General features: G+C 34.5%; 22 protein-coding genes. 9 read left to right on the top strand and 13 right to left on the bottom strand.

Annotated elements, in window-relative coordinates:
• Nucleotides 1–32 precede the first annotated feature (32 nt).
• From glp to moaA, 8 genes are all read left to right on the top strand, one after another.
• Entirely contained in the window at nt 33–1,205 is a 1,173-nt protein-coding gene (gene glp, locus ACE01P_RS13165; protein ID WP_379698490.1) for a gephyrin-like molybdotransferase Glp, read from the top strand.
• A gap of 241 nt (nt 1,206–1,446) precedes the next feature.
• Complete coding sequence (locus tag ACE01P_RS13160; protein ID WP_379698488.1) at nt 1,447–2,016, top strand: molybdenum cofactor guanylyltransferase; 570 nt, start codon at nt 1,447–1,449, stop codon at nt 2,014–2,016.
• Nucleotides 2,017–2,021: 5 nt separating this feature from the next.
• On the top strand, nt 2,022–2,810 hold the full coding sequence (gene cobA, locus ACE01P_RS13155) for a uroporphyrinogen-III C-methyltransferase (RefSeq protein WP_379698486.1): 789 nt from the start codon (nt 2,022–2,024) through the stop codon (nt 2,808–2,810).
• 2 nt (nt 2,811–2,812) lie between these two features.
• Complete coding sequence (locus ACE01P_RS13150) at nt 2,813–3,052, top strand: MoaD/ThiS family protein (RefSeq protein WP_379698484.1); 240 nt, start codon at nt 2,813–2,815, stop codon at nt 3,050–3,052.
• A gap of 9 nt (nt 3,053–3,061) precedes the next feature.
• The gene (locus ACE01P_RS13145) at nt 3,062–4,153 is read left to right on the top strand and encodes a ThiF family adenylyltransferase (RefSeq protein WP_379698482.1); all 1,092 of its coding nucleotides are present in this window, start codon (nt 3,062–3,064) and stop codon (nt 4,151–4,153) included.
• A gap of 104 nt (nt 4,154–4,257) precedes the next feature.
• Nucleotides 4,258–4,689, top strand: a complete 432-nt coding sequence (locus tag ACE01P_RS13140; RefSeq protein ID WP_379698480.1) for a molybdenum cofactor biosynthesis protein MoaE — start codon at nt 4,258–4,260, stop codon at nt 4,687–4,689.
• A gap of 9 nt (nt 4,690–4,698) precedes the next feature.
• A complete protein-coding gene (moaCB, locus tag ACE01P_RS13135) occupies nt 4,699–5,613 on the top strand; it encodes a bifunctional molybdenum cofactor biosynthesis protein MoaC/MoaB (RefSeq protein ID WP_379698478.1) in 915 nt (304 codons plus the stop codon).
• Nucleotides 5,600–6,607, top strand: a complete 1,008-nt coding sequence (moaA, locus tag ACE01P_RS13130) for a GTP 3',8-cyclase MoaA (RefSeq protein ID WP_379698476.1) — start codon at nt 5,600–5,602, stop codon at nt 6,605–6,607. Before moaCB ends, moaA begins: the two co-directional genes overlap by 14 nt.
• A gap of 175 nt (nt 6,608–6,782) precedes the next feature.
• On the opposite strand, the gene ACE01P_RS13125 is transcribed toward moaA, so the two are convergent.
• The 3 genes from ACE01P_RS13125 to ACE01P_RS13115 all read right to left on the bottom strand — a co-directional run bounded on the left by ACE01P_RS13125 (nt 6,783) and on the right by ACE01P_RS13115 (nt 12,587).
• Nucleotides 6,783–7,421: a hypothetical protein gene (locus ACE01P_RS13125; protein ID WP_379698473.1), complete on the bottom strand. Its 639-nt coding sequence runs from the start codon at nt 7,419–7,421 to the stop codon at nt 6,783–6,785.
• Between the two features lie 138 nt (nt 7,422–7,559).
• Nucleotides 7,560–8,990: a rubredoxin gene (locus ACE01P_RS13120; protein WP_379698470.1), complete on the bottom strand. Its 1,431-nt coding sequence runs from the start codon at nt 8,988–8,990 to the stop codon at nt 7,560–7,562.
• Between the two features lie 81 nt (nt 8,991–9,071).
• Nucleotides 9,072–12,587 carry a molybdopterin-dependent oxidoreductase gene (locus ACE01P_RS13115; protein ID WP_379698467.1) on the bottom strand — a complete coding sequence of 1,172 codons (3,516 nt, stop codon included), beginning with the start codon at nt 12,585–12,587 and terminating at the stop codon, nt 9,072–9,074.
• A 155-nt stretch (nt 12,588–12,742) separates the two neighbouring features.
• Here ACE01P_RS13115 and ACE01P_RS13110 point away from each other — a divergent pair, with 155 nt between their 5' ends.
• Nucleotides 12,743–13,447 (top strand): Crp/Fnr family transcriptional regulator, encoded by a 705-nt coding sequence (locus ACE01P_RS13110; protein ID WP_379698464.1) that lies wholly within the window; start codon nt 12,743–12,745, stop codon nt 13,445–13,447.
• A 77-nt stretch (nt 13,448–13,524) separates the two neighbouring features.
• Here ACE01P_RS13110 and ACE01P_RS13105 read toward each other — a convergent pair whose 3' ends face one another.
• The 10 genes from ACE01P_RS13105 to nirB all read right to left on the bottom strand — a co-directional run bounded on the left by ACE01P_RS13105 (nt 13,525) and on the right by nirB (nt 25,299).
• On the bottom strand, nt 13,525–14,148 hold the full coding sequence (locus tag ACE01P_RS13105; protein WP_379698461.1) for a class I SAM-dependent methyltransferase: 624 nt from the start codon (nt 14,146–14,148) through the stop codon (nt 13,525–13,527).
• Nucleotides 14,149–14,153: 5 nt separating this feature from the next.
• Entirely contained in the window at nt 14,154–14,867 is a 714-nt protein-coding gene (locus tag ACE01P_RS13100) for an endonuclease/exonuclease/phosphatase family protein (protein WP_379698458.1), read from the bottom strand.
• Nucleotides 14,868–15,023: 156 nt separating this feature from the next.
• A complete protein-coding gene (locus ACE01P_RS13095; RefSeq protein WP_379698455.1) occupies nt 15,024–15,389 on the bottom strand; it encodes a hypothetical protein in 366 nt (121 codons plus the stop codon).
• A gap of 138 nt (nt 15,390–15,527) precedes the next feature.
• Nucleotides 15,528–16,790 (bottom strand): alginate export family protein, encoded by a 1,263-nt coding sequence (locus tag ACE01P_RS13090; RefSeq protein ID WP_379698453.1) that lies wholly within the window; start codon nt 16,788–16,790, stop codon nt 15,528–15,530.
• Nucleotides 16,791–16,884: 94 nt separating this feature from the next.
• Entirely contained in the window at nt 16,885–18,375 is a 1,491-nt protein-coding gene (locus ACE01P_RS13085; RefSeq protein WP_379698451.1) for a nitrate/nitrite transporter, read from the bottom strand.
• 98 nt (nt 18,376–18,473) lie between these two features.
• Complete coding sequence (locus ACE01P_RS13080) at nt 18,474–19,133, bottom strand: response regulator (protein ID WP_379698448.1); 660 nt, start codon at nt 19,131–19,133, stop codon at nt 18,474–18,476.
• A 419-nt stretch (nt 19,134–19,552) separates the two neighbouring features.
• A complete protein-coding gene (locus ACE01P_RS13075) occupies nt 19,553–21,364 on the bottom strand; it encodes an ATP-binding protein (protein ID WP_379698446.1) in 1,812 nt (603 codons plus the stop codon).
• A 6-nt stretch (nt 21,365–21,370) separates the two neighbouring features.
• Entirely contained in the window at nt 21,371–21,955 is a 585-nt protein-coding gene (locus tag ACE01P_RS13070; protein WP_379698443.1) for a DUF4202 domain-containing protein, read from the bottom strand.
• Nucleotides 21,956–22,116: 161 nt separating this feature from the next.
• Complete coding sequence (nirD, locus tag ACE01P_RS13065; protein WP_379698441.1) at nt 22,117–22,494, bottom strand: nitrite reductase small subunit NirD; 378 nt, start codon at nt 22,492–22,494, stop codon at nt 22,117–22,119.
• A 291-nt stretch (nt 22,495–22,785) separates the two neighbouring features.
• Nucleotides 22,786–25,299 carry a nitrite reductase large subunit NirB gene (gene nirB / locus ACE01P_RS13060; RefSeq protein ID WP_379698439.1) on the bottom strand — a complete coding sequence of 838 codons (2,514 nt, stop codon included), beginning with the start codon at nt 25,297–25,299 and terminating at the stop codon, nt 22,786–22,788.
• Nucleotides 25,300–25,534 lie beyond the last annotated feature (235 nt).

Below are 25,534 nucleotides of genomic sequence, written 5' to 3'. Positions count from 1 at the left end.
GTATTTTTACTTAGTTTTATAATCAAAAAGAAATGATAGAAGTAAAAGAAGCCTTAGAAATTGTTGCTGCAAATAGTTCCGTTTTGTCAACTCAGAAAATTTCGGTCAGTAAAGCGCTAGGGTATATTTTGGCAGAAACAGTTTATTCGCCTATTTCAATGCCACCGTTTCGTCAGTCAGCTATGGATGGCTACGCTTTTACTCATTCTATAAGACATCAATTTGATGTGGTCGGAATTTCGCAAGCAGGCGATCATTCGAACATAAAACTAAAAGAAAATGAAGCGGTACGTATTTTTACAGGAGCTTACGTTCCTAAAAATGCAGATACTGTGGTCATGCAAGAGCATGTAATGGTAAATGGTGATTCAATTTTGATTGCCAAAAAGCCAGAAGCTTTTGCTAACGTAAGAAGCAAAGGCGAACAAATAAACGCTGAAGATGTTGTTTTTGATGCTAATACATTGATTACTCCAGCAGCGATTGGTTTTCTAGCGTGTTTAGGAATTACAGAAATAACAGTTTACAAAAAGCCGAAAGTGGCCATTTTAGTAACAGGGAATGAATTGGTGAAACCAGGCAAGAAACTTCCGAAAGGAAAAATCTATGAAAGCAATTCAATAATGTTGCAAGCTGCACTTCAGACTATCGGAATTAATAAAATTAAAGTTCATACCGTTAAAGACAATTTAAAAGCGACGAAAAGAGCATTGCAGTCAATCCTTAAAAAGAATGATGTTGTATTGATTTCTGGCGGAATTTCGGTTGGAGATTATGATTTTGTAAAAGAAGCATTATTGAAAAATGGAGTAGAAGAGCTTTTTTATAAAATCAATCAGAAACCTGGAAAACCGATGTTTTTTGGTGCTAAAAAAGATACTTTGGTATTTGCGCTTCCGGGAAATCCAGCGTCGTCATTGACTAATTTTTATATCTACGTATATCCTGCTGTCAAAAATAGAATGGGATTTTCTAATACGCATTTGCCAAAAATTGTCCGTAAATTAGAGAATCAGATTACCAATACAACAGGAAAAACACTTTTCTTAAAAGCTTTATATAATGAAACTAGTGTTGAGATTTTAGAAGGACAAAGTTCTGCAATGCTGAATACTTTCGCTATAGCGAATGGATTAGTGATCGTACCACAAGATGTTGAAAGCATAAAAAAAGGCGCATCGGTTACAATTATGCCTATAGATTAGTTTTTTTAGAAAGGATAGAAGAAAGAGGCGAGAAGGAAGAAAAAGAGTAAAGAAGCAAGAAGCAAGAAGCAAGAAGCAAGAAGAAAATAGCAAGAAGAAAATAGATTTTATGGCCAATGATGAAAAGCGCTGTATAAATAAAAGCATATAGCTTAAAAAAAGGAAAGAACAACGAATGGTTCGACAACTTGGACACACAGTGAGCAAAACTTGAAACGTTAAACCTGAAACAAAAAGAACAATGAAAATATCAGTATTTATTCTTTGCGGAGGAAAAAGCACCAGAATGCAGTCAGAAAAAGGATTGGTTTTGTTTCAGGATAAGCCATTTATTGAGCATATTATTCAGGCGATTTTACCCATTACAGATCAGATTAAATTGATAACGGCATCAAAAGAATACGATTATTTGGAGTATGAAAAAATACCTGATTTAATTGTAGATAAAGGTCCGTTGGGCGGAATTTACACTGCGTTATCTCATTCTAAAACCAAATTCAATCTGATTTTAAGCTGTGATATTCCGTTAATTTCAACAGAATTATTGCAGGAATTAATTTCAAAACATACCAAAGAAGCTGAGATTACAGTTTTTGCTTCAGAAAGTAAAACGCATCCGTTAATCGGAATTTATTCCAAAAATATTGTTCCGACCATCAAAGAAGCAATTGATTCGAATGAATTAAAAATGATGGATTTGCTAGCGAAATTACCCCATCAAATTATCAATATAGAAGAAAGCGAAAACTTTCATTTAACCAATATTAATTCGGCCGACGAATTAAACGACCTGAATATCAATTTAACTTAAAGACTATGCGAAATTTAAAAACACCAAAATTGACGATTGTAGGCGCAGGTCCAGGCGACGTTGAATTGATTACTTTAAAAGCAATTAAAGCTTTAGAAAGTGCCGATGTAGTTTTGTACGATGCTCTTGTAAATGAAGAATTACTAGAATATGCATCAAATGCAGAGATTGTTTTTGTTGGAAAACGTTTAGGCTGTCATGCTTACACGCAAGATCAGATTAACGATTTGATTGTTTCGATGGCAAATCTTCATGGACACGTGGTTCGTTTAAAAGGGGGCGATTCTTTTGTTTTTGGAAGAGGAAGTGAAGAAATTGATTATGCGGTAAAATTTGGTTTAGAAACGGCTGTTGTTCCAGGAATTTCGTCTGCTTTGGGCGTTCCAGCTACGGCAGGAATCAGTTTGACGCAACGTAAAATTGCTGAAAGTTTTTGGGTAATTACGGGAACAACTTCAAATCACGAATTATCAAAAGACGTTCATTTAGCTGCAAAATCGGCTGCAACGGTGGTTATTTTGATGGGAATGCATAAATTAGAGGAGATTATTTCAATTTATCAAGAGAATAGAAAAGACGATCTTCCAATCGCAATTATTCAGAACGGAACGAAAAATTCAGAACAAAAAGTTATAGGAACTATTGGTACAATTACTAAATTGGTATCCGAAAAGAATATTTCATCACCAGCAATTATTGTGATTGGCGAAGTGGTGAAAAATACATCAAAATTGACAGAATATTTTCAAGAGCATTTTGATGATGAATTCATTTTTCAAAATTTAAATTTATAAAAATGATCGAGGTTAAATATTTTGGAGCTGTTGCTGAGAAAACAAAATGTGAATTCGAAAAACTAACTTTTTCAGAGGAATTATCATTGCAAAAACTTTTGCAGGATTTAGATGAAAAATACGAGTTCGAATCATTGACTTTCAGCGTTGCGGTAAATCAAAAAATAGTTTCAAAAGACGCAAATTATACTTTGCAAACCAGCGATATTGTAGCTTTATTGCCGCCATTTGCTGGAGGCTAAAATAAATTTATGAGCGGAACTGAACGATATAACAGACAAATTATACTTCCTGAAATTGGAGATGTTGGTCAGTACAAATTGCTAAAATCTAAAGTTTTGGTAATTGGCGCTGGAGGTTTGGCTGCTTCCATTCTGCCTTATTTAGCTGCTGCAGGAATCGGCGAAATCGGGATTGTAGATGATGATGTTATCGAAGTTTCAAATCTTCACAGACAAGTAATTTACAAAACTTCGTCGGTTGGAAAAGGAAAAGCGGCAGAAGCAAAAGCCATGATTTCAGAATTAAATCCGCAGGTTAAAGTGAATGTTTTTTCGGAGAAATTAGCTGGAAAAAATGCCTTTTCTTTATTTGAAAAATATGATATTATTGTTGATGCAACTGATAATATTTCGATAAAATATTTAATTAATGATGCTTGTCTTGTGACGAATAAACCAATGGTTTACGGTTCTATTTTTAGATTTCAAGGACAAGTTTCAGTTTTCAATTATCAAAACGGACCAACATATAGATGTTTATATCCAGATGACAATTCGAACGCTGCAAATTGCGAAGATGCTGGTGTAATAGGAGTTTCAGTTGGAATTATCGGAATGTTTCAAGCCAATGAAGTCATAAAAATGATTCTTGGAATTGGAGAAGTTTTAAGTGGAAAGATATTGGTTTACAATATTTTGAAAAATGAACAGCAAAAATATGATTTCGAAAAAACTTCAACTTTAGAAATAACCAAAGAAGATTTCGAAAAAAAATATAATTCAGTTGAAAATCAAATTAAAGAAGTGAAATTTGAATCTATTTTGGATGAAATAGAAAACGATGCCGTTCTTTTTTTAGATGTTCGAAATGAAGAAGAATTGCCAAAAATAAAATTTAAAAATAGCATTCAGATTCCGTTAATGAATTTAGAAAATGAAATTGAAAAATTAGATAAAAAACAAACGATTTATATTTTCTGCCAATCAGGAATCAGAAGTAAAATTGCTGCAGAATTGCTTCAGAAAAATCAATTTGAAAATGTAAAAAGCATTATTGGTGGCGCTTTAGAGATGAAGCATTTATTGATAGAAAAAAAGAATAGCCACGAATTCACAAATTAATCCAATGCTTTGCGGATAAATTTTAAAAAATAAATTTGTGTAATGTTGAATTGCACGAATCATTAAGTGATAATTCGTGAATTCGTGGCGAAAAAAATAAAAAAATGAGTAAAAATGTATTTGTAGAAGGACCGATTTCTCCAGAATTTATAGCAGAATCGATCGCGAAACACCAGTCTAAACACACGATTGGCGCACACAATATTTTTCTAGGACAAGTTCGTGCCGATGTAATTCACGATAATACAGTTGTAGCAATTGATTATTCGGCTTATAAAGACATGGCAAATGAGGCGTTGTACGTGATTCGTGAAAAAGCTTTCGCTAAATTCGATTTAACCTGCATGCATATTTTCCACAGTTTAGGCGTTGTAAAAGCAGGCGAAATTTGTTTGTTCGTTTTTGTTTCGGCAACACGTCGCAAACAAGTTTATGAAGCCACAGAAGCCATCGTAAACTGGATAAAAACAGATGTGCCGATTTTTGGTAAAGAAATGTTTGAAAACGATACATTCACTTGGAAACAAAATACCTAAGAAATTAAAATGGTAGATATTACGCATAAAATAAGCACTTTAAGAGTCGCAACCGCAACCGCAATTGTCAAAGTCAGCAAACAAGAAACAATTGATGCGATTGTAAACAATTTAGTGCCAAAAGGAAACGTGTTTGAAATGGCAAAAACGGCCGGATTATTTGCGGTAAAAAACACCCATTTGTCTATTCCAGATTGTCATCCGCTTCCAATTGAATTTACTTTTGTAGAATATAATATTGAAGGTTTGGACATTCATATTATTTTCAAAGTAAAAACCGTTTACAAAACAGGGGTTGAGGTTGAAGCTATGCATGGCGCATCAATCGTAGCGTTGACGATGTACGATATGCTGAAACCAATTGATAAAGAAATAGAGATTTCGACCATCAAATTAATCAATAAAGAAGGCGGAAAATCGTCTTTCAAAAATAAGTTTCCAAATGCAATAAAAGCGGCAGTTTTCGTTTGTTCTGATTCGATTTTTGCAGGTGATAAAGAAGATCGTTCTGGAAAAACGATTGTAGAAAAATTAGATTCATACGGAGTTGAAACTTCTCATTACGAAATCATTCCAGACGAATTGGATATTATTCAGGAAAAAACAAAAGCTTTCGCTAAAGAAAATCAGTTAGTGATTTTTACAGGCGGAACAGGTTTGTCTCCAAGAGATGTTACTCCGGAAGCTTTGGTTCCATTATTAGAAAGCAGAATTCCAGGAATTGAGGAAGCAATTCGTAGTTACGGACAAGATAGAATGCCGTATGCGATGCTTTCTAGAAGCGTTGCAGGAACTTTAGGAAAAGCGTTGGTTTTGGCTTTGCCAGGTTCAACAAACGGAGTACGAGAATCGATGGACGCTGTTTTTCCGCACGTATTACACGTTTTTCATATTTTAAAAGGTAAAAATCATGACAGCCTCTAACACTATTTTGACGGATGGTTTTGGGCGCAAGCATAATTATTTGCGCATTTCGCTGCTGGAAAAGTGCAACCTGCGTTGTACGTACTGCATGCCTGCGGATGGAATCGCTTTATCTCCAAAAGCCAGTTTAATGACGGCTGAAGAGATTTTTGCAATTGCTCAGACTTTCGTAAAAACTGGTGTTGACAAAATAAGATTAACAGGCGGCGAACCTTTACTCAGAAAAGATTTTCCTGAGATTGTTTCTAAATTATCGAACTTAAATATTTCACTTTCTATCACCACAAACGGAATTCTAATCGACCGTCATATTGATGTTTTAAAGCAATTTAATGTCAAAAAGATCAATTTGAGTTTAGATACTTTGGTTTCGTCTAAATTTCATTCTATAACACTTAGAAATCAGTTTGAGAAGGTAATTGATAATTTGCATTTGCTTTTGAATAATGATTTTCAGGTAAAAGTAAATGTCGTTTTGATGAAAGGTTTTAATGATAACGAAATTGTAGATTTTGTAAAACTGACTCAGTTTTTACCAATTTCAGTAAGATTTATAGAGTTTATGCCTTTTGCAGGAAACGAGTGGGACAGAAGCAAAATGGTTTCGCAAAAGGAGATTTTATCTTTAGTGGAAACTCAATTTTCATCAGATGAAATTCAAAAATTAGAAGACGAAAAAAACTTCACAGCAAGAACGTATAAAATAAAAGGTTTTCAAGGCGATTTCGGAATCATTAGTTCCATTACCAATCCTTTTTGTGACAGCTGCAACCGCATCCGCTTGACGGCTGACGGAAAAATAAAAAATTGTCTTTTCTCCAATTCAGAAACCGATTTATTGACCGCTTTTAGAAATGGAGAATCTATTACTGATCTGATTTCTGATTCTATTCAGAATAAAAAGAAAGTTAGAGCGGGAATGTCTACTGTTAACGAAATTAACGATCCAACACTTCATTCGGATAATCGTAGTATGATTGCGATTGGAGGGTAAGTTTTTCTTTTGAGAATCTTTGTCAAAGTTTTTAAAATTTGACAAAGATAATTGACCACAACGTTTGTCATTGCGAGGAACGAAGCAACCTCACTAGCATATTATAGCAAATGTGATTGCTTCGTTCCTCGCAATGACAAAAAAAGGTTCAACTTTACGTCAAACCTTTCTTCGATTATTTTTTCTTTTTAGCTTTTGCTTTAGCCTTTTTCTGAGCTATAGCTTTCTTCGCAGCGAGTTTTTTAGCTTGAGCTTTATCTTTTGCCTTTTTCGCTTTTTCTTTTTTCTTCGCGGCAGCTTTCAGTTTTTCTTTTTTAGCTCTTTCTAATTTTTTGATTACTGCTTTAATCGCTTTTTCTCTTTTCTTTTCCTTCTCTTTTTTTGCTTTAAGTTTAGCTTTAAGCTTTGATTTTATATCGTTTTTTTCTTTGCCAATTTTCTCAACAGTTACAACAGGTTTGCTTTCTGAAACATCATTGGTTTTAATTTCTACAATTTCAGAAACAATAGGTTCTTTTTTTGCAGGAGTTGTAGCAGGTTTTTTCACCGTTCCGCTCGGAGTTGTTTTAGAAGCAGCTCTTACAGGCGTTTTTGCTACTGGTTTTACCGTGGCAGCTGGTGCTTTTGCGGCTGTGGTTTTTGCAGCTGTTCTTGGCGTAGTCGCTTTTGTAGCAGGCGTTTTTGTGGCAGTTCTAGTTGTTCTTTTAACCGTTGTTTTTGTTTCTGGTTGCACTTCTGTAGTAGTTTCTACAGCTGTTTCCGCTGGAATATCAGTATTATTTACAGCAGGAGTACTTGGATTTCGTTTTATCATAACTGTATTTTTAATTGAGTAATAGATGTTAACCAATTGTATTTAAAGCTTTTGAAGTACAATGCTTTAATGCGAATTCTTAGTTAAGCTAAATATACGCAATTTTTGAATACAAAATACGGCAGTTTTTAGAACTCATTAATTTTCAACTGCTTCCAATATTCTAAAATTGCTTTTTGGTGCTTCGCAAAGAGAACAGCAATAATTTTCAGGAAGATTTTCAAATAAAATGCCTTTTGGAATTCCTTGAGTTTCATCTCCATATTCCGAATTATAAAGCGTTAGACATTCTTGACATTGGTAAATATCTAATTGAGGTTTTTCTTTTTTCTGCGGATTTTCAGCTGCTTCTGAAGTCGAATTTCCAAGTTCATCGAAATATTTTCGGCTTAATTCTATTAAAATAGTTGGAAGTTCCAGTTTGTCAATATCCTGTGAATGAACAATGTATTCGCGCGTATTAGGGTCGAAATTTTTCGCAAACAAAACATTATAAGTATCTCTAATTTTAATGGATTCTAAAGCCGCAGGAAGTTCGTTTTTTTCGATGACAATCGAAGTAAAATAATGTCCGTCACGATTGTATTCTGAAATTCCGAAATTTAATCCGTAGGTACTGATATCGAATTGATCTAATGTTCTAACCAGAAACGTTTTCAAGTTCAACGCCCATTCCATTGCAACGGGTAAATGCCAGTTTAATTCTAATAGCGAATGACGAACGTTGATTCCTCTTTTTCCAAGAAATTTTTCCCATTCTAATTTTCGATCTTTCGGAATTCCTTTGATGATGAAAGATTTCCAAGGCGTAATACAGATTTTCCCGATTTTGCATTCAAAACACAAATCGCACATTTCTTTCAGGAAATCCAAATCGTATAAATTATTTCTCCAATATAATCCCAGCCAATATTGATCGATTCCCATTCTGTTCATTCCTTCGTAATACGGAAATGGATAAAACGGAATATTTAGCGGTTTGGCGATTGTTCGATTATTGGTGTCTAAAGCTTCGCTTACCAAAGTAAAAAGCATTTCTATATCTTGGGAATCTTCTTCTGAGATTTTCTCGATTTCATAATAAATTTTAGCCAAATCCCAGCTGTAAAGTAAAACCGGATAAACTTCCATTTTCTCCCATTTTGGAAGACGAATGTATAAATACCAATAATCTTCAAGCTCTGAAGCGATAAAATTCAAATGTCCTGTAAACAACGGAACCAATTGCTGCTTCGGATCGGTGATGTTGACTTTTAATTTAGGCTGTTCTTTAAACTCTTCTAAAACATATAAAAAACGGTTTCCAGTCAGCCAATTTGTATTTCTAAAAATATCGGTCGAAACATAAGAAGAAACAATATTATTGCCGCTTTTCTGATCGGGATAAACAAAATGATGTTTTCCTAAAGTGGTTTTGTCCAAAGATTTAAACCCTTTTGGGAAAATAATATCTTGCCTTGAACCAAACGAAATAGAATCCAGTCCTTCTTCCAAAGCAATATTTACTACTTCTCGTAATTCCCCAGGCGAAATAACGCCTCCTTTTACTATTAATCTTGTTAGTTCCATTTTTCTTTAGTTTACAGTCTCAGTCTCAGTTTTCAGTCTCAGTTGCAGTATTCACTAGAAACTGCGACTGCGACTGAAAACTTATTTACACTTCGCCAATATCTCTTTTACTTCTGTTTTACAACTTCCGCAGCCTAAACCTGCGCCTGTATTTTTGCATAATTCGGTGAAATCGTTGACACCACTTTTGATGGTTTCTTCAATGTTTCCAGCTCCGACTTGACTGCAGGAACAAACTAATTTTCCTAAAACAGGTTTTGCATTTGAGCTTCCTCTTAAAAGCGTATTTCGTTTGTCTGATAATTCGATTTTGCTTTCAATCATCGTTTTGAATTCGGCAAATTCGTTTTTATCGCCCATTAAAATGGCACCGACTAAAAGATCATCTTTTACGATGCATTTTTTGTAATAACGTTTTTTCAAATCGGTGAAAACAATTTCTTCATACGAATCATCATTTTCTGGAATTGTCAAATCGCCAATACTGCAAAGGTTGATGTCTTCTAATTTTAAAATATTCATTAAAATCGAGCCTTTGTAATAACTGCTGATATCGCCCGCAAGGAAATTCGCCAGAATATTAGCTTGCTCTTCGGCTGCAGAAGTAATTCCGAACAATTTATTTTCGAATTCGGCTATTTCTCCAATCGCAAAAATATCTGGATTTGAAGTTTGTAAATACTGATTTACTTTTACGCCGCGTCCGCATGCTAAACCGCTTTCACGTGCAATTTCTATATTCGGAATTGTTCCAATCGTATAGACAATCGCATTTGCCGTAATGATTTTTCCGCTTTTTAAAGCAATCTCAATTTCATTCGGATTATCAGTTTCGAAAACAGTACTAACTTCATTATCAAAATAAATTTGAATATCACGAAGCTGAACTTCCTCGGCTAATAATTTGCTCGAAATTCGGTCCAATTGACGTTCCATCAAACGAGAAGCGCGCTGAATAATCGTAGTTTTTACTTTTTTATGTTTTAAAGCGGCAGCTAATTCTAATCCTAATAATCCGCCGCCGATAATGACAACATGCTGTTCTTCTGGCGGAAGATTGGTGCTGTCTAGATGTTTTTTTAAACGATCAGCATCTTCTTTTCTTCTCACGGTAAAACGTCCCGGAAGATGAAGTTGTGCATTTTCAGGAACAAAAGGACGGCTTCCTGTTGCCATAATCAATGAATCAAAAGTATGAGTTTCGCCTTGACTGTCTGTAATCGTTTTTAGTTTAGTATCTATTTTGTCAACAGAAACTCCAGCTTTCATTGTAATTTTCAATTTATTGAAAGTTTCGCCGTCTTTGACTTTTAGAAGTTGTTCCCAAGTAAATTCTCCCGTCATATATTCGGGAAGCAAAACGCGGTTGTAAAATGGATTTATTTCATTCGAAAAGACAATAATTTCGTCAGTCGAATTGAATTCACGATAGTTTTGAATGAATCTGAAAGAAGCCGCTCCAGCACCAACAATCGCAATTTTTTGAAATGGTTTTACATATTTCTTAATCGAAACCGTTGTGAACTTAAAATCAGGTTCTTTTGAAATGGGATCGACAACTATATTCGTTAAATTATTCGTTCTATTCAAATCATTTTCAAGCTGTTTTCCCCAATGCATCGGTAAGAAAACAACTTTTTCTTTGATAGAATCGGTGACTTTTGCTTTTACACGAACTTCTCCGTTTTTGCTAGAAACGACTACAATATCGCCTTTTTTAATATCATTTTTAAAAGCGTCAATCGGATTTATTTCTAAAACCGGACTCGGAATATGCGTTAATAAACGAGATACTTTTCCAGTTTTGGTCATCGTATGCCATTGATCGCGAATTCTTCCTGTTGTCAAAATAAAAGGAAATTCATCATTTGGTTGCACAGATGTATTTTCGATAGAAACAGGTAGATTAAAAATTGCTTTTCCAGAAGGCGTGTAGAATTTTTTATCTGTAAACAATCGTGGAGTTCCCGGATGATTGTAATCTGGAACCGGCCATTGAAAAGTTCCTTCGGATTTTAAACGATTATAATTTAAGAATGAAATATCAATATTCGTGTTTTTGGTAAGTGCGCAATGTTCTTTGTAAACTTCCTCGGCACTATTGAAATTGAATCCGTTGAAATTCATTTTTTTAGCAAAACGAATCAAGATTTCAATATCTGGAAGTGCTTCTCCCGGTGCGTTGATTCCTTTTGGTAGAAAAGAAATACGACGTTCTGAATTCGTCATTGTTCCTTCTTTCTCTAACCAACCTGCGGCAGGCAATAATAGATCAGCAAATTTTGCTGTGTCTGCATTATGCGAAATATCTTGAACAACAACGAATTTTGCATTTTGAAGCGCTTTTTCGGCTCTTCTAGAATCGGGTAAACTCACTAACGGATTGGTGCAAATTATCCAAACGGCTTTCATTTTTCCAGATTCTAAGGCTTCAAACATTTCTGTAGCTGTTAAACCCGGTTTATCTGATATCTCGTCAACGCCCCAAAAGTCGGCAACTTCTTTACGATGCGTTGGATTGGCGATGTCTTTATGCGCTGCCAAAAGTGTAGCCATTCCCCCCACTTCGCGTCCGCCCATTGCGTTGGGCTGACCTGTTAATGAAAATGGTCCAGAGCCAGGTTTTCCAACTTGGCCTGTTAATAAGGATAAATTTAGTAAAGCCGTATTTTTATCAACTCCAACTGCACTTTGATTTAATCCCATCGCCCAAAGCGAAATAAATCCCTTTGCTTTTCCGATAATATCAGCTGCTAGTTTGATGTCGTTTACAGGAATACCACAAAGTTTGGAAGCTTTTTCAAGCGAAGTTCCTAAAACTAAGTCTTTATATTGTTTGAAATTTTCTGCGTGATTTTTAACGAAATCATGATCTACGTAACCCTTTTCGATAATGCGTTTCGCAATGGCATGATATAAAATAATGTCTGAACCCGGAATAATCTGTAAATGTAAATCGGAAAAAACAGCCGTATCTGTTCGCCTCGGATCAATACAAATTATTTTCGTTTTCGGGTTTTTCTCTTTATGTTTTTCTAATCGTCTGAAAAGAATAGGGTGGCACCAAGCCGGATTTGCGCCTGTAATTAAAAAAGTATCTGCCAATTCGATATCATCGTAAGCAATTGGTACAGAATCTTCTCCAAAAGTCTTTTTATAGCCCACAACCGCAGAACTCATGCAAAGTCTGGAATTGGTATCAATATTATTGGTTTTCAAAAACCCCTTTACAAGTTTATTGACTAAGTAATATTCCTCAGTCAAACATTGTCCTGAAATATAAAAGCCAACACTATCTGGTCCGTGCTTTTTTATGATAGAAGAAAAAACTGCCGCGGCGCGATCCAAAGCCGTATCCCAACTTACACGTTCCAGTGGGTAATTTTTGCTACCGCGCATTTCGGGATATAAAATTCTGTCAGAAGTATCATTAACTACGTAGTGCAGATTCATTCCTTTAGAACACAACATTCCTTTGTTTACAGGATGATCTTTATCGCCCTCGACCATAACACCATTTTTAGCATCGTTGGTCACGACTATACCACAGCCAACGCCACAGTAGGAACAGGTAGTTTTGATCTTAGTACTTTGCATCACGTTTCGGTTTTAAATAAATCACTTACTTAACTTGAAACAAAAATAAGTATTTTTTAAGTATTAATACTTAATTTGTGATTTATTTTTTTACTTTTGATAAAAATAAATGAGGAACAACAAATTAGTTTTTAACGTGCTAAAAATTAGGACTCATGAAAGCAGATCAAGCGGTATGTTATTCCTGTACGAATGAAAATTGTTTTATCAAGAAGCACCTGCATTTAGAGCAAATGGCAGGTTATATTTCTAAAAAACAGAATGTAATCTGTAAAAAATCTGATCGTTTTATTACGGAAGGCGCGCCGTTGCAGGGACTTTATTTTATTTGTAAAGGAAAAGCGAAAACGGTAAAAACTGGAATTAACGGTAGGGAACAAATTGTTCGCTTAACCGCAAATGGAGATATTATTGGTTTCCGCGGTTTCGGAACGAGCAAACGTTATTTAATTGGAGCTTATGCGCTGGAAGATACTGTATTGTGTAATTTTAGTAACGAAACCATGCAGGAAATTTTACAGCACGTTCCTGAATTTACGTATGCTTTAATGTTGTTTTATGCCGAAGAATTGAATAAAAGTGAAAATAATATCCGAAAGATTGCTCACATGAATGTTCGTGAACGTGTAATTGATTTACTGCTTTATATTCATCGCAAATTCGGACAAACAAACGGTTTGATTGATATTGAGCTTTCGCGAAAGGAAATCGCAGATTTTGCTGGAACTACCGAAGAACAGGCTATTCGTATTTTATCAAGTCTTAAAAAGGAAGCTTTGATTAAAACAGAAGGTAAACGTGTTGGGATTTTGGGAATTTCAGAATTAAGATCAGAAATTATGGAGCATAAATATTTTTAAGGTTCTAAGTTACTAAGATTCTAAGATGCTAAGTTTTTTTGTAGAGACGCTTTGTTGTGTGTCTCTACGTCGTATTTTTATTTTTTTCTTCCTATAAAACGAATCACAGAACCAATTCCATTATGGAATAAACCTTCGTTGAGTTCGATTTCCTTTTCTTCTAATTCGATGATTTCATAATTTGGGAAATCAGCTTTGATTTCTTCTATCGAAAATAAGGATTCGATGTCTTTTGGTCCGCCGACTTTTTCATTTTTGGTTACATATTCTAAATGTTTTTTGCTGAAAGCTTCAAAAATAATAATTCCGTCTTTTTGCAAAAGTTGATTCAGTTGTTTGTGAATTTCAGATTTGATTGAAGCTGGAAAATGTGCATAAATTAAAGCAATTGCATCAAATTGCTCTTCTTGAAAATCTAAAGTTTCCAATTCTCCAACTTGATAATCAATAGAAACATTATTGTTTTCTGCGAGAAGAAGTGCTTTGTTTCTGCCTTCTTCGCTAATATCAAAAGCAGAAACTTTCCAGCCTAGTTTTGCTGCGAAAATGGCATTTCTTCCTTCGCCTTCAGCAGGGAAAAGAATCGAGCCTATTTCTAATTTTTCGATTTGTTCTTTTAAGTAATTGTTGGGATCTTCACCGTATGCAAATTCTTCGCTTTTGTAACGGTCGTCCCATCTTTGAGTCCAGGTGTTGTTCATTTAGTTTATATATTGAATTTAATGATTAAAGGTTTATGATCGCTGTACATTGTCCAATCTTGATAACTTCCGATTTCGACATGCTCTAAAGTTTCGATAAAGTCATTTGAAGCAAAACAATAATCAAGATGATATGGTTTGTTCTCATGGCGATACAGATACCAAGTTGGATGTTCTTCTTTGCCTTGAACTTGATTGAAGTATTTGTGATAGGTGCTGAAAATTTTCTTTTCTGCCAATTTATTTACAACTGTGGTGTGATTTCCTTCTCTTCGCGGTTTGTCCCAAATCGTGTTGCTGTTGAAATCTCCAATTAAAATAGTTTTGGTTTCTTGAATTAAATCTTCGTAATAATTAATCGCTTTCCAAATTTGGGTCACATAAGCACCATCTTTATCTGCGGGATTATTTGCCCAAATAGCAAAAAGGGTAAAGTCAAATTTTTCACCAGTTACGGCAATTGGAAGAATGTTTTTAAAATCGGGATTATGACAATCTAAAAGCTGAAATCGATAATCGCCATAAGAAAAAACGCCAATACCTTTATTCGGATTTGTTCCGTACCAAAGAATATCGGAAGGTAATTTTGTGTTGTCTGGGAATTTGAGTTTCTCAGGACTTTCACACTCAGAAATTACGACAATATCAGGATTGAAAGCTTGGAGAAATTGAGCTTTTTTTCTGAATGCCATATTGCAATTCCAAGCGATGAGTTTCATGTTTAAAATAGCTCTTAAGTAATTAAAATAACTGAAATCCTTATCAAATATACTTATTTAGAAGTTTAAAATCAGTTTCTTTAAGAACAAAAAAATGCCTTTTTTCAGTTTTGAAAAAAGGCATTTTAAAGATGTATTTTAATCATAATTTTATTCTTAACCAACAAGTCTTGTTGTGCCACAATTGATGTCAATTTCTGCAAAATGATGTTTTCCCATCACGATAAGAAGTTTATCTGAATTGTAACCAATATATCTTATTTCAGGATTTCCTTTTTGGGGATTTCCGCAAACAGAAATGACATTGGTTTGCCATTTCAACTTCTTTCTTTTGTAAGCAGATATGGTTTGTAAATCATTTTCAACATAGTAGACAATGTTGTTTTTCTTGATGCCTCTTTTTTGTGTTTTGGCGAAATTGATTTCTGAGCCTTTTGAAATTAAGGCATCGCTGAATTTTTGAGCAATACCAGTTTGAGTAACCAAAAAGGTTAGCATAGATAATTTTAGGAATGGTTTCATTAGGATAGAATTTGGGGGGTCTTAATCGCTTCAAATATAAATAATTAAAGCATATATTTAGAATTTTATTAACAAAAAAAAATACCCTTTTTCGAAATAGAAAAAGGGTAAAATATATCAGTTAATTTTGAAGAAAATTTATTTTTTCCAGCTAAAAATTTTCGGATCTACAGAAATCATTAGCCAAGCCCAGTTATTAGTATGGCTAGTGTCTCCTCCTTTTACAAATTCCATTGTTTTAGATCCAAACATTTGAGAATAACCTCCAGTTACTGTTATGTTTTTCTTGAAATTATATCCAAAAGTTGCATCAACTTCAGTTCCTAAATACGAATCTAATTTCTCATTTACAGGCGTAACAACATCTGCAGCAGTTAAAAATATATGCGGAATCAAAGCAAACTGCCATTTGTTTACATTGTAATTTAATTTGATAAAGGCATCCTGTAAACCAAAGCTGTTGGTGTAATTTCCAACATAAAAATAATCCATATAACCATTCAATCCGTGGTTAGTTCCAAAAAGCGGATTGAAAGATTTAATTACTGTACTTCCGTCATTTGAAGATTTTCCAGATAAAAATTCGTAACCTAAGCCAGCTTTAAAAGTATCTGTTATTTGATATCCTAAATTGGCAGCAGCATTCCAAGCGCTTACTTGTAAATCAGTGCTTTTTCCTGTTTGTCCGTACAACCAAAAACTAGTGTCTAATTTGCCTGTTTTATAAGTCAAATACGGTCCGAAAGTCTGTTTGTAATCCACTAATAATTTTGCATCTGCGTTAGCATATTCGTAACCTGTGTTCAGCAATAAAAAGCTTGCACCTAAATTTTCGCTGAATTGATTGTGGTACCATGCATATTGCATAGTTTTATACATATTAGCTACATTATAAGGTGTTTGAACAAGGTTTTCGGCATTGGAGTTGTATGCGCCTCCAAAATCTAATTTTTGACTTTTATCATGATAAGAAACTGTTAACGCATCGTGGCTTTGTCCTTGTTGTGCCCAATCCAATTCTCCAAGAATACGCTGATTATCATAAGAAAGCACTTGACGTCCCATTCTTGCGCTCCATTTTTCAGTGAAATTGTATTGTGCCCAAGCCTCGAAAACTGCTACTCCGTTTTTATCGGCAGTAGTTGTGCTTGGTACATCACCCCATGTTCTGGTATTTTGCAAAGTCAATTTTACGATTAAATCCTCTTGTTTGTAATTAATGCCTAAACGAGAGCGTTGTGAAATTTGCGATGTTCCTTCTTGTCCATAAAGCAACGGTTGCTTGTATCCGTTTCTATATTCAAAACGTGGTCTGAGTTGAAGATTTACATCTAATTCTTGGGCTTGGATTTCGAAACTTAATCCTACGATAAGTATTAAAATTAGTTTAAGTTTTTTCATAAATTATTTGGTTTATATCGGGGGTAAATTTATAAGAAAATACCGTCTTATAATATGATTGTAATCATATTTCTAATTTTTTTTTAATTTAATTCTAATACGCAGGCTCTAATTTTGCTTTACTTACTTTAACTTCTTTTTTACTAGATAGTTGGGTTATAGTGTAATGCATCCAAACTAAGCAAATAGTTGAAAATATTAAAATAAATATCCATGAACTTGACCAAATTCCGGTTGCAGTTAATAAATATCCGAAGATAATTGGACCGAAAAAACCTCCTAAACCGCCAATCATTCCGACCATTCCGCCGACAACTCCGACTTCATTCGGGAAATATTCTGGAATGTGTTTGTAAACTGCAGCTTTTCCAATTCCCCAAGAAATTCCAATTAGAATTACTAAAACTAGAAATACCCACATATTTGCGTCAAATTTAATTACGGTAACGCCTTTTGCGATTAGCTCTTTTTTAGCAACACTTTGATTGTGAGAAACAACAACATCCTGCCAGCTTGAAGTAGTTGGGAAAATGGCATTTTCTGATGTAGCTGTATTGGCAGTTTTTTGATTGATAGGATATTCTTTATCTCCAATTTTTACAGTTTTATCGCTGATTTCGTTTACAACTCCTTTTTTAGCGGCCAAGATTCCAGGACCAGAAGTCGTGATTTCCATTTTAGGGATTGATAATAAAGCGCTCAGAATTACTGAAGAACCCAAAACCCAATACATTACTTTTCTTGCTCCGAATTTATCAGACAAATAACCTCCGAAAGCTCTAATTACACCAGAAGGCAAACTGAACATCGTTGCAAACAAACCGCCCATAACTAAACTGGTTTGGTAAACGTTCATGAAATTTGGCAATAACCATTGAGAATATGCCACAAAGCATCCGAAAACTAAAAAGTAATACGCTCCAAAACGCCAAACTCTTTGCGATTTTAAAGGTGTAAGCATTTGTGAAATAGTTTTACCGCTACTTTCTATTTTTTTGTTTTGAGCGAAAATTAAAAAGGCAACACCAATTACTACTAATGATATAGCGTAAATAACAGGAAGAATTTTCCAGCCGTTTTGTGGATCATCAATTGAAAAATGATTTAATAATGAAGGCGCTAAAAATGTCGTAATTGCGGCGCCAGCATTTCCCATACCGAATATTCCGAGTGCACGGCCTTGCCATTCTTTTGGATACCAGATTGAAGTATAGCCAATTCCGACAGCAAAACTAGTTCCAACCATTCCGAATAAAAAGCTTAGTAAAGCGAACATGGCGAAACTGTCAGCGTAGGGAAGGAGAAATAGCGGAATCGAACAAAGCAGCAATAAAAGCGAAAAAACATGTTTCCCACCAAATTTATCCGTCAAGATTCCGATTGGGAGACGCATGATTGATCCTGTCAAAATCGGAATTCCAAGAAGCCATCCAACTTGAATAACATCCCAATGGAAAATTCCGTTATCAACTAAAAAGGTTACTAAAACCCCGTTTAATGTCCAACAGGCAAAACACACTGTAAATGCCAATGTGTTCAAAAATAAAATTTTGTGTGATTGCGATAGTGAGTTTGTATTTTTCATAGCACTTATATTTTTATGTAAAAATAAGTACTATAACTTAGTTAAAACCTGCTAAAACGCAGTTTTTGAAAAATAATTACGTATTTATACGTATTTTTTTAAATTAGAGAATACTCTGCAGCTTTATTAGAAAGTTCCATTAGGTTTTTGACTTTCAGTTTTTTCATTAAGTTAAAACGGTGTACTTCAGCAGTTCGTTTACTGATATCTAAGGCTTCGGCGATTTCTTTGTTTCCTTTTCCAGATAATAAAAGCGTAAGTATTTCTTTTTCTCTTTTCGTAATCATCATTTCTTCGCCTAAAGTTTGTTTAGGTTCTAATGATGTTGACGAATTTGTCAATTGACCAATTAAAATAGACGAAATATCACCACTGAAATATTTTCCTCCAGCAGCAACATTATGAAGCGCTTTTAAAAATTCTTCCTTGCTTGAACCTTTTAGTAAATAACCATCAGCTCCAGCTTTTATCGATTTCAAAACATATTCTTCCGATTCGTGCATCGAAAGCATGATGATTTTTACGGTATTATTCTCGCTTCTAAGTTTTTCTACTACCTCGATGCCGGTTAAGTTAGGCATACGAATATCTACTATAAGTAAGTCAGGTTTTGTAGCTACAACAACTTCAAGCGCATCTGCACCATCAATTGCTTCGCCCACAACCTCGATGTTTGCTTCGTTTTCCAGTAAAGATTTGATTCCGTCTCTAACAAAAACATGGTCATCTGCTAATACTACACGAATGATATTACTCATAGTTTACTTAATTTAGATTCTGGATTTTTACGTATATTCATCTATAAAGAAGACGCTAATATACGTACTTTTTTAAAAATAAATTCCAAAATTTTTAAATTCCAAATTCTAACATTAAAAAATCATTAGAAATCTAGGGAAGAATTCCAATAGAGAAATTTCAAATTTCAAATTCTGGATGTTCAGCTTTGACAAAGTTTTACTCGTAAAGATTGTCATTCCGACGAAGGAGGAATCTCACGCGGGATTTGACAAAGATTATCGATTAAGATTGCGGAGTTTCTTGTGGAGATCTCTCCTTCGTCGAGATGACAAAAATGAGGTAAATGCTGAGATGTAATTAGATAATTAGTTAATGTGTCAATTAGAAAATTATTTCATTGCGAAAAATTATCTAATTATCAAATTGCCACATTTTCTCATTTTAGAATCGGAATATTAAAAGTAATCCTAGTTCCCTCACCAGGAATAGAGTTCATAAACACACGACCATTGATGTATTGGATTCTTTCCTTCATAAATAGAAGTCCCATTCCAGATTCGCTGTTGCGTTTTTTATCGACTGAATTGACGTCGAAACCTTTTCCGTTGTCGTCTACGATTATGCTTAAAAGTGTTTCACTGTGTGAAAGCTGTACAATGATATGCGATGATTCCGCGTATTTTATGGCGTTATTTATCGCTTCTTGTGTAAGACGGTAAATATTGATTTCGATTAAAGAATCTAAACGTTGGTCAAAATCGGTTTTGTTGTAAAAAAGAATTTCTTTTCCAGTTAATTTAGAAAGTTCCTGCGTTAGTTTTGAAAGCGACGAAACGATTCCGTGATCGCTTAATTCTGGTGGCATTAAGTTGAAAGTTGCCGTTCTTACACCTTTTATAATATCTAAAGAAAGTTTCTTTAAATACTCAATTTTCTGTTCTGATTTTTCTCTATCATCTAGATTAATGCTTTCTAAACTGAATTTTAAACCCGTAAGCATTTGGCCAATTCCGTCATGAATTTCTTTGGCTATTCGGTTTTGTTCGTTTTCTTGATTTTCAACAATTTTACTTGAAATAATCTTCTGCTGATTGATTTTTTCGGTTGTGTTTTCAAGGTTCAAACGTTCAACTTCACGTTGTGCTTTTTTACGTTCGGTGATGTTAAAACAAACAATTAAAAGTTCCAGTTCGTCTTTTTTAATCATTACAGGAACCATCGATAAATCAAGCCAAATTTCTTTTTCGTCTTTGTTTACGATTTTGATTTCGCCCTGCCAGCCACTTCGTTGTTTTTCGAAAATTAGACGATCAAAATTAACCTGTTCTTTTTCGTCTTCAGTAAGTACTTCAGAGAATTTTTTGTTGGATGAAAATTTGGTGTAATTTAAAAGTTTGGCGAATTTTTCTCCAATATGAATGATCGAACCGTCTGGTGAAATTCGGCAATATAGCAAAGTGTTTTCCATCGCATAGTTAAGCGATTTTAATTCTTTTACTGAGTTTTCTTTGATTTCACTGATAATTTCGGTGTCGTATGCCAGTTTTAAAGCTTTCTTTTCAGAAGATAAAAGTTGAGCAATTAATCTTTCGATTTTCTTGTTGGTTGGTTTGAAAATAAAGAAAAATTCTAAAAGCAGAACAAGTAAAGTAAAACCGAAAATCCAATATTCAATTCGGCGTTGTTCGGTTACTTTTTCGTGTGCTTCAAGATCGTATTGAGTTACAATCTGATTCATTTTAGAAAGGAAAAGTCCTTCGTTTTCTAATATAGTTTGAACTAGTTTTTGATTTTCAGAAACTGATTTTTTCTGTTCTAAAATAAGTAAAAAAGAATCGGCTGTCTGCGCAATTTTATTGAAAATCGGATTGATTTCCAGATACAATTTATTTAGCGTTTCGCTTTTTTCTTTAGGAAAAGACAAGCTGTCACTTCCGTTTTCGAGTGCGTTTTGGTTCTTTTTCCAAAGCTGTAAAACCTCTTTTAAGTGCGAAGTTTTTTTGGCTGTAGCCGAATCAGAAACGTAATGTAAAATCAGAACTTCTTTGACAATTTTCTGGCTCAACATTCTTTGTTTTCCAGAAAAATTAATGATTTTAGAATCGCTTAATTGTTGATTCAGATTGTATTGAACTAGAAACTGACTGATAATTATGGTTAAGGCAATAGTAAGAAGCGCAAAAAAATACAGTCGTCGTAAATTTTTGAAAGTGATTTTTTCTGCAGCTTCCTGATTGCTTTTCTTCATATCTTTTTACAATCCCAAAGAAGCTTTTATTAGGTTTAAATTTTCTTCAGAATAGTTGATTTTTAAAGCTTTCTCATGTCCTTTATCCGACATTTTATCCCAAGTTTTCTTGATGATGTTTTTCAGCTTTTCATCATCGTGTTTTTGAACGAAAGGTTCTAAGTAATAATCTAAAAATACCAAACAAATTACATCTTCTAGTAATTGCGTTTCAGCATCTTTTTTCAGCAGTTTTTTTTCGATTAAGAAAGAAACACGATCTATGAAAGTTTGGTCATATCCCGCTTTTACTAATATTTCTGCTGTAGTTTTGGCGTGGAATTTTTTCAATTCTTCTCTCCATTTTAAATAGCCAACACGATCCATTGGATACGATTCGCGAGCCACTTTCCAACGACAGATGTGCTGTGCTTTTGAAGCAATTTGAACTTCTTCTGAAGCGTTGGGTTCAAACTGCATCAGTTTTTCATACATCCTATTCGAATACAATAATTCTTTTGGATATTCGATGTTTTGATCTAATTCGATGTTGGGATCTTGAGCGTTTTCAGCATCAATCCACTCGCTTGCTTTTTGAAAAGGTGTATTCATTTTTTGGTTGGATAATAGATTTCAAAGATACGGAATTTAGTGGGAAAGTCGAAAGTCAAAAGTCGAAAAGGGAGAAGCAAGAAGCAAGAGGAAAGATTGCTCAAAGTTTTTCAAATCTTGCTTCTTGCTTCTTTCATCTTTTAACGTCATCTTAAAAAAGTCTAATCTACAAACCCTACAAAAACTTCATCTTCAACAATTTTAATAGGGTAAGTTGCAATACTATAATCTTCGCCGTTTAAGTTAGAACCATCGACCAATGAAAATGTTTTTTTATGCATTGGACAAGCAATTTTCGGGATATCATCTGCAGAACCAGTCATTCCTCTTGAAAGTACCATTTCCATTTTGTGCGGACATGCATTTTGGCAAGCGTACCATTGATTTCGGCGCGCAAAATTGAAAATCGCGATTTGTTTGTTTTTGTATTTGATACAGCCTCCTCGGTTGGTTGGAAAATCTTCTACTTTACCAGCTTTGAACCAAATTGTTACATCGCTTGCGTGAACTGTTTCGTATTGATTTAAGATTTCTTCCATTTTGATTGAGTTTTGGGTTCCTGTTTCTTAGCCCTCTTTTACAATCATGAGAGTTATGATGGCGCAGTAAAAAGAGGGTAAGAAGGACAGCAAACGTTTAATGATTTTTTTTTCTTTTTTTTGGAGCTTTATTTTAAACACATAGAAACATAGATTTTTTGTTTTTTGTTTGAGAAATAGAAAATTAAAAGAAACTAGTTTCTAACACATAGAGCTATGTGTATTAATGCAAGTGAAACGCCTTTTTTAAGTTTAGTTGATCTATGATTCTATGTGTTTAAATTATTTATTTTATGACCAAGCTTTTGGCATTTTTTGATCTCTTAATGGAACAAAGGCAATGTTGTCGTCTTTGTCATCAGAGTTTACGAAATGATTGAAACGTTTCATTAATCTTGGCTTTTCTAGAACTTGCTTCCATTCGCATTCGAAGGTATTGACCATTGTTTGCATTTCAGCTTCAAGTGTTTCGCAGATTCCTAAACTGTCTTCAATGATTACTTGTTTCAAATATTCTAAACCGCCGTCTAGTTTTTCTAACCAAGTTGAAGTTCTAATAAGTGGGCCAGCGGTGCGGATGTAATACATTAAGAAACGATCCATGTATTTGATTACAGTTTCTTTATCAATTTTCTCAGCTAAAAGAACCGCATGTTTTGGATTCGCTCCACCATTTCCTGCGATGTATAAATTCCATCCGCCTTCAACAGCGATTAGACCGAAATCTTTTCCGCGTGCTTCGGCGCATTCGCGAATGCAGGCAGAAACACCACCTTTTAATTTATGAGGAGAACGAATTCCTTTGTATCTGTTTTCTAATTCGATCGCAAATCCGGCACTGTCGTCCATTCCGTAACGGCACCAAGCATTTCCAACACAACTTTTTACAGCACGAAGTGATTTTCCATAAGCATGACCGCTTTCAAAACCATTTTCGATTAAGATTTTCCAGATTTTTGGCAAATCACTTAAATGTGCGCCAAATAAATCAACTCTTTGCGCCCCAGTGATTTTAGTGTACAAATCGAATTGTTTTGCTACTTCGCCAATTACGATTAATTTCTCAGCTGTAATTTCACCTCCGGCAACCCTTGGAACAACAGAATAGGTTCCGTTTCGTTGAATATTCGCTAAGAATCTATCGTTTGTATCTTGTGTTGTTACGTGTTTGTTGGCAGTATCATTATAAATACTTGAGAAAATAGAAGCTACAACTGGCTTACAAACTTCGCATCCGTCGCCTTTTCCGTGATGATCTAAAACATCGTAGAAATTCTCGTATTTGTTGATTTTCACCAAATCGAATAATTCCTGACGTGTATAGCTGAAATGCTCACAAATAACCTCTTTTACTTCTTTTCCTAAAGATTTTTGAGTTGCTTTTACCAAATCAGAAACCATTGGCTTACAGCCTCCACATCCAGAAGTCGCTTTCGTTGCTTTTACAACATCTGAAAATGTCGCACAAGATTCATCTAAAATTTTACAGCAGATAGAACCTTTCGTAACATTTTCGCAAGAACAAATTACGGCTGTATCTGGCAAATCCATTACGCTTCCTAAAGAAGAACCTTCAGAACCGTCGCGAGAACCTAAAATCAAATCTTCTGGATTTTTAGGCAGCGCCATTCCGTTGTTATAAATCTGAAATAACGAATTATAATCACTAGAATCTCCAACTAGAATTCCGCCTAAAAGTGTTTTAGAATCTTTTGTAATGTTGATTCTTTTATAAATACCACTTAATTTATTTTCGTAAACTATTGCAGTAACATGTTCGTTTTCGATAAAAGGATCACCAAAACTCGCAACTTCAACACCAATTAATTTCAATTGTGTTGACATATCGATGGTTTCTCTCATGGTTTTGTCACCATTTAAGATTTGCTCAGCAGCGACATCGGCCATTTCGTAACCTGGAGCAACAAGTCCGTAAATATTTTGGTTGTAAAGCGCCGCTTCGCCAATCGCAAAAATAGAAGGATCTGATGTTCGCATTTGATTGTTTACCACAATTCCGCCTCTAACGCCAACTTCAAGCCCTGAAACTCTTGCCAGTTCGTCGCGAGGTTTAATTCCGGCAGATATAACCAACATGTCTACTTTTAACAATTCGTCGTTTGCAAACATCATTCCTGTTATATTTTCCTTTCCGTCAATATATTGCGTAGCTTTGTTAAGATGAATTCCAATGTTTAATTCTTCTATTTTTGATTGAAGCATATCGCTCGCGCCTTGATCCAATTGCCTTGGCATCAAACGAGGAGCAAATTCCACCACATGCGGATTCAATCCTAAATCTCGAACCGCTTTTGCAGCTTCTAACCCTAATAAACCACCGCCTAAAACAGCTGCTTCTGTAGCGCCTTTTTGTTTTATTTTTCTAGCGTAAGACATAATTGCATCTAGATCTTCGATGGTTCTGTATACAAAAACACCTTCTTTTTCTACACCTTCGATAGGCGGTACAAAAGCCGAAGAACCTGTAGCTAAAACTAAGTAGTCGTACGTATGCGTTTTGCCTAAGTGCGTATGTATTGTTTTTACATCACGGTTAATATCTGTAATTAACTCAGACGTGTTTAGAATAATATTGTTTTGTTCGTACCATTCGGTTGTTGAGAGTGATAAATCATCTGCAGTCTTTCCTCCAAAGTATTCGCTTAAGTGAACGCGATCATAAGCGCGTCTTGGCTCTTCTCCAAATACTGTGATTTGATACTTTTCTTGTCCTGATTTTGCAACAAACTTTTCGCAAAATTTATAACCAACCATGCCGTTTCCAACTACTATTACTCTAATCATGATTTCTTTAATTAAGTATTACTACGCAAATATAAGTATTAATACTTATAAAAATACGTAAAATAAATATTTTTAAATACTAGCTCTATTTAGTAGTCTACGTATTTTGTCTTAATCTTATACGTAGTGCGGGTTTTGAATGATTTTTGACTTACTTAGTTTTTTTAAATTTGAAAGGATTCTAAATAAGCGTTTCGAAAAAATGTCGTAAATTCATAAGAATTTTATAGGTGTT

This window comes from Flavobacterium sp. HJSW_4 (assembly GCF_042436695.1).
GTDB lineage: Bacteria > Bacteroidota > Bacteroidia > Flavobacteriales > Flavobacteriaceae > Flavobacterium.
Note: the sequence above shows the minus strand (reverse complement) of the source record. Positions and strands in the feature narration are given on the sequence as shown.

Excerpts from the sequence above, each read along its gene's own strand:
- cobA (WP_379698486.1), top strand. The coding sequence starts at position 2,022 with ATGCGAAATTTAAAAACACCAAAATTGACGATTGTAGGCGCAGGTCCA.
- ACE01P_RS13125 (WP_379698473.1), bottom strand. The coding sequence starts at position 7,421 with ATGATAAAACGAAATCCAAGTACTCCTGCTGTAAATAATACTGATATT.
- ACE01P_RS13150 (WP_379698484.1), top strand. The coding sequence starts at position 2,813 with ATGATCGAGGTTAAATATTTTGGAGCTGTTGCTGAGAAAACAAAATGT.
- ACE01P_RS13075 (WP_379698446.1), bottom strand. The coding sequence starts at position 21,364 with ATGAAGAAAAGCAATCAGGAAGCTGCAGAAAAAATCACTTTCAAAAAT.
- ACE01P_RS13095 (WP_379698455.1), bottom strand. The coding sequence starts at position 15,389 with ATGAAACCATTCCTAAAATTATCTATGCTAACCTTTTTGGTTACTCAA.
- nirD (WP_379698441.1), bottom strand. The coding sequence starts at position 22,494 with ATGGAAGAAATCTTAAATCAATACGAAACAGTTCACGCAAGCGATGTA.
- moaA (WP_379698476.1), top strand. The coding sequence starts at position 5,600 with ATGACAGCCTCTAACACTATTTTGACGGATGGTTTTGGGCGCAAGCAT.
- glp (WP_379698490.1), top strand. The coding sequence starts at position 33 with ATGATAGAAGTAAAAGAAGCCTTAGAAATTGTTGCTGCAAATAGTTCC.
- ACE01P_RS13115 (WP_379698467.1), bottom strand. The coding sequence starts at position 12,587 with ATGCAAAGTACTAAGATCAAAACTACCTGTTCCTACTGTGGCGTTGGC.
- ACE01P_RS13080 (WP_379698448.1), bottom strand. The coding sequence starts at position 19,133 with ATGAGTAATATCATTCGTGTAGTATTAGCAGATGACCATGTTTTTGTT.
- ACE01P_RS13085 (WP_379698451.1), bottom strand. The coding sequence starts at position 18,375 with ATGAAAAATACAAACTCACTATCGCAATCACACAAAATTTTATTTTTG.
- nirB (WP_379698439.1), bottom strand. The coding sequence starts at position 25,299 with ATGATTAGAGTAATAGTAGTTGGAAACGGCATGGTTGGTTATAAATTT.
- ACE01P_RS13145 (WP_379698482.1), top strand. The coding sequence starts at position 3,062 with ATGAGCGGAACTGAACGATATAACAGACAAATTATACTTCCTGAAATT.
- ACE01P_RS13110 (WP_379698464.1), top strand. The coding sequence starts at position 12,743 with ATGAAAGCAGATCAAGCGGTATGTTATTCCTGTACGAATGAAAATTGT.
- ACE01P_RS13105 (WP_379698461.1), bottom strand. The coding sequence starts at position 14,148 with ATGAACAACACCTGGACTCAAAGATGGGACGACCGTTACAAAAGCGAA.
- ACE01P_RS13120 (WP_379698470.1), bottom strand. The coding sequence starts at position 8,990 with ATGGAACTAACAAGATTAATAGTAAAAGGAGGCGTTATTTCGCCTGGG.
- ACE01P_RS13140 (WP_379698480.1), top strand. The coding sequence starts at position 4,258 with ATGAGTAAAAATGTATTTGTAGAAGGACCGATTTCTCCAGAATTTATA.
- moaCB (WP_379698478.1), top strand. The coding sequence starts at position 4,699 with ATGGTAGATATTACGCATAAAATAAGCACTTTAAGAGTCGCAACCGCA.
- ACE01P_RS13070 (WP_379698443.1), bottom strand. The coding sequence starts at position 21,955 with ATGAATACACCTTTTCAAAAAGCAAGCGAGTGGATTGATGCTGAAAAC.
- ACE01P_RS13100 (WP_379698458.1), bottom strand. The coding sequence starts at position 14,867 with ATGAAACTCATCGCTTGGAATTGCAATATGGCATTCAGAAAAAAAGCT.
- ACE01P_RS13090 (WP_379698453.1), bottom strand. The coding sequence starts at position 16,790 with ATGAAAAAACTTAAACTAATTTTAATACTTATCGTAGGATTAAGTTTC.
- ACE01P_RS13160 (WP_379698488.1), top strand. The coding sequence starts at position 1,447 with ATGAAAATATCAGTATTTATTCTTTGCGGAGGAAAAAGCACCAGAATG.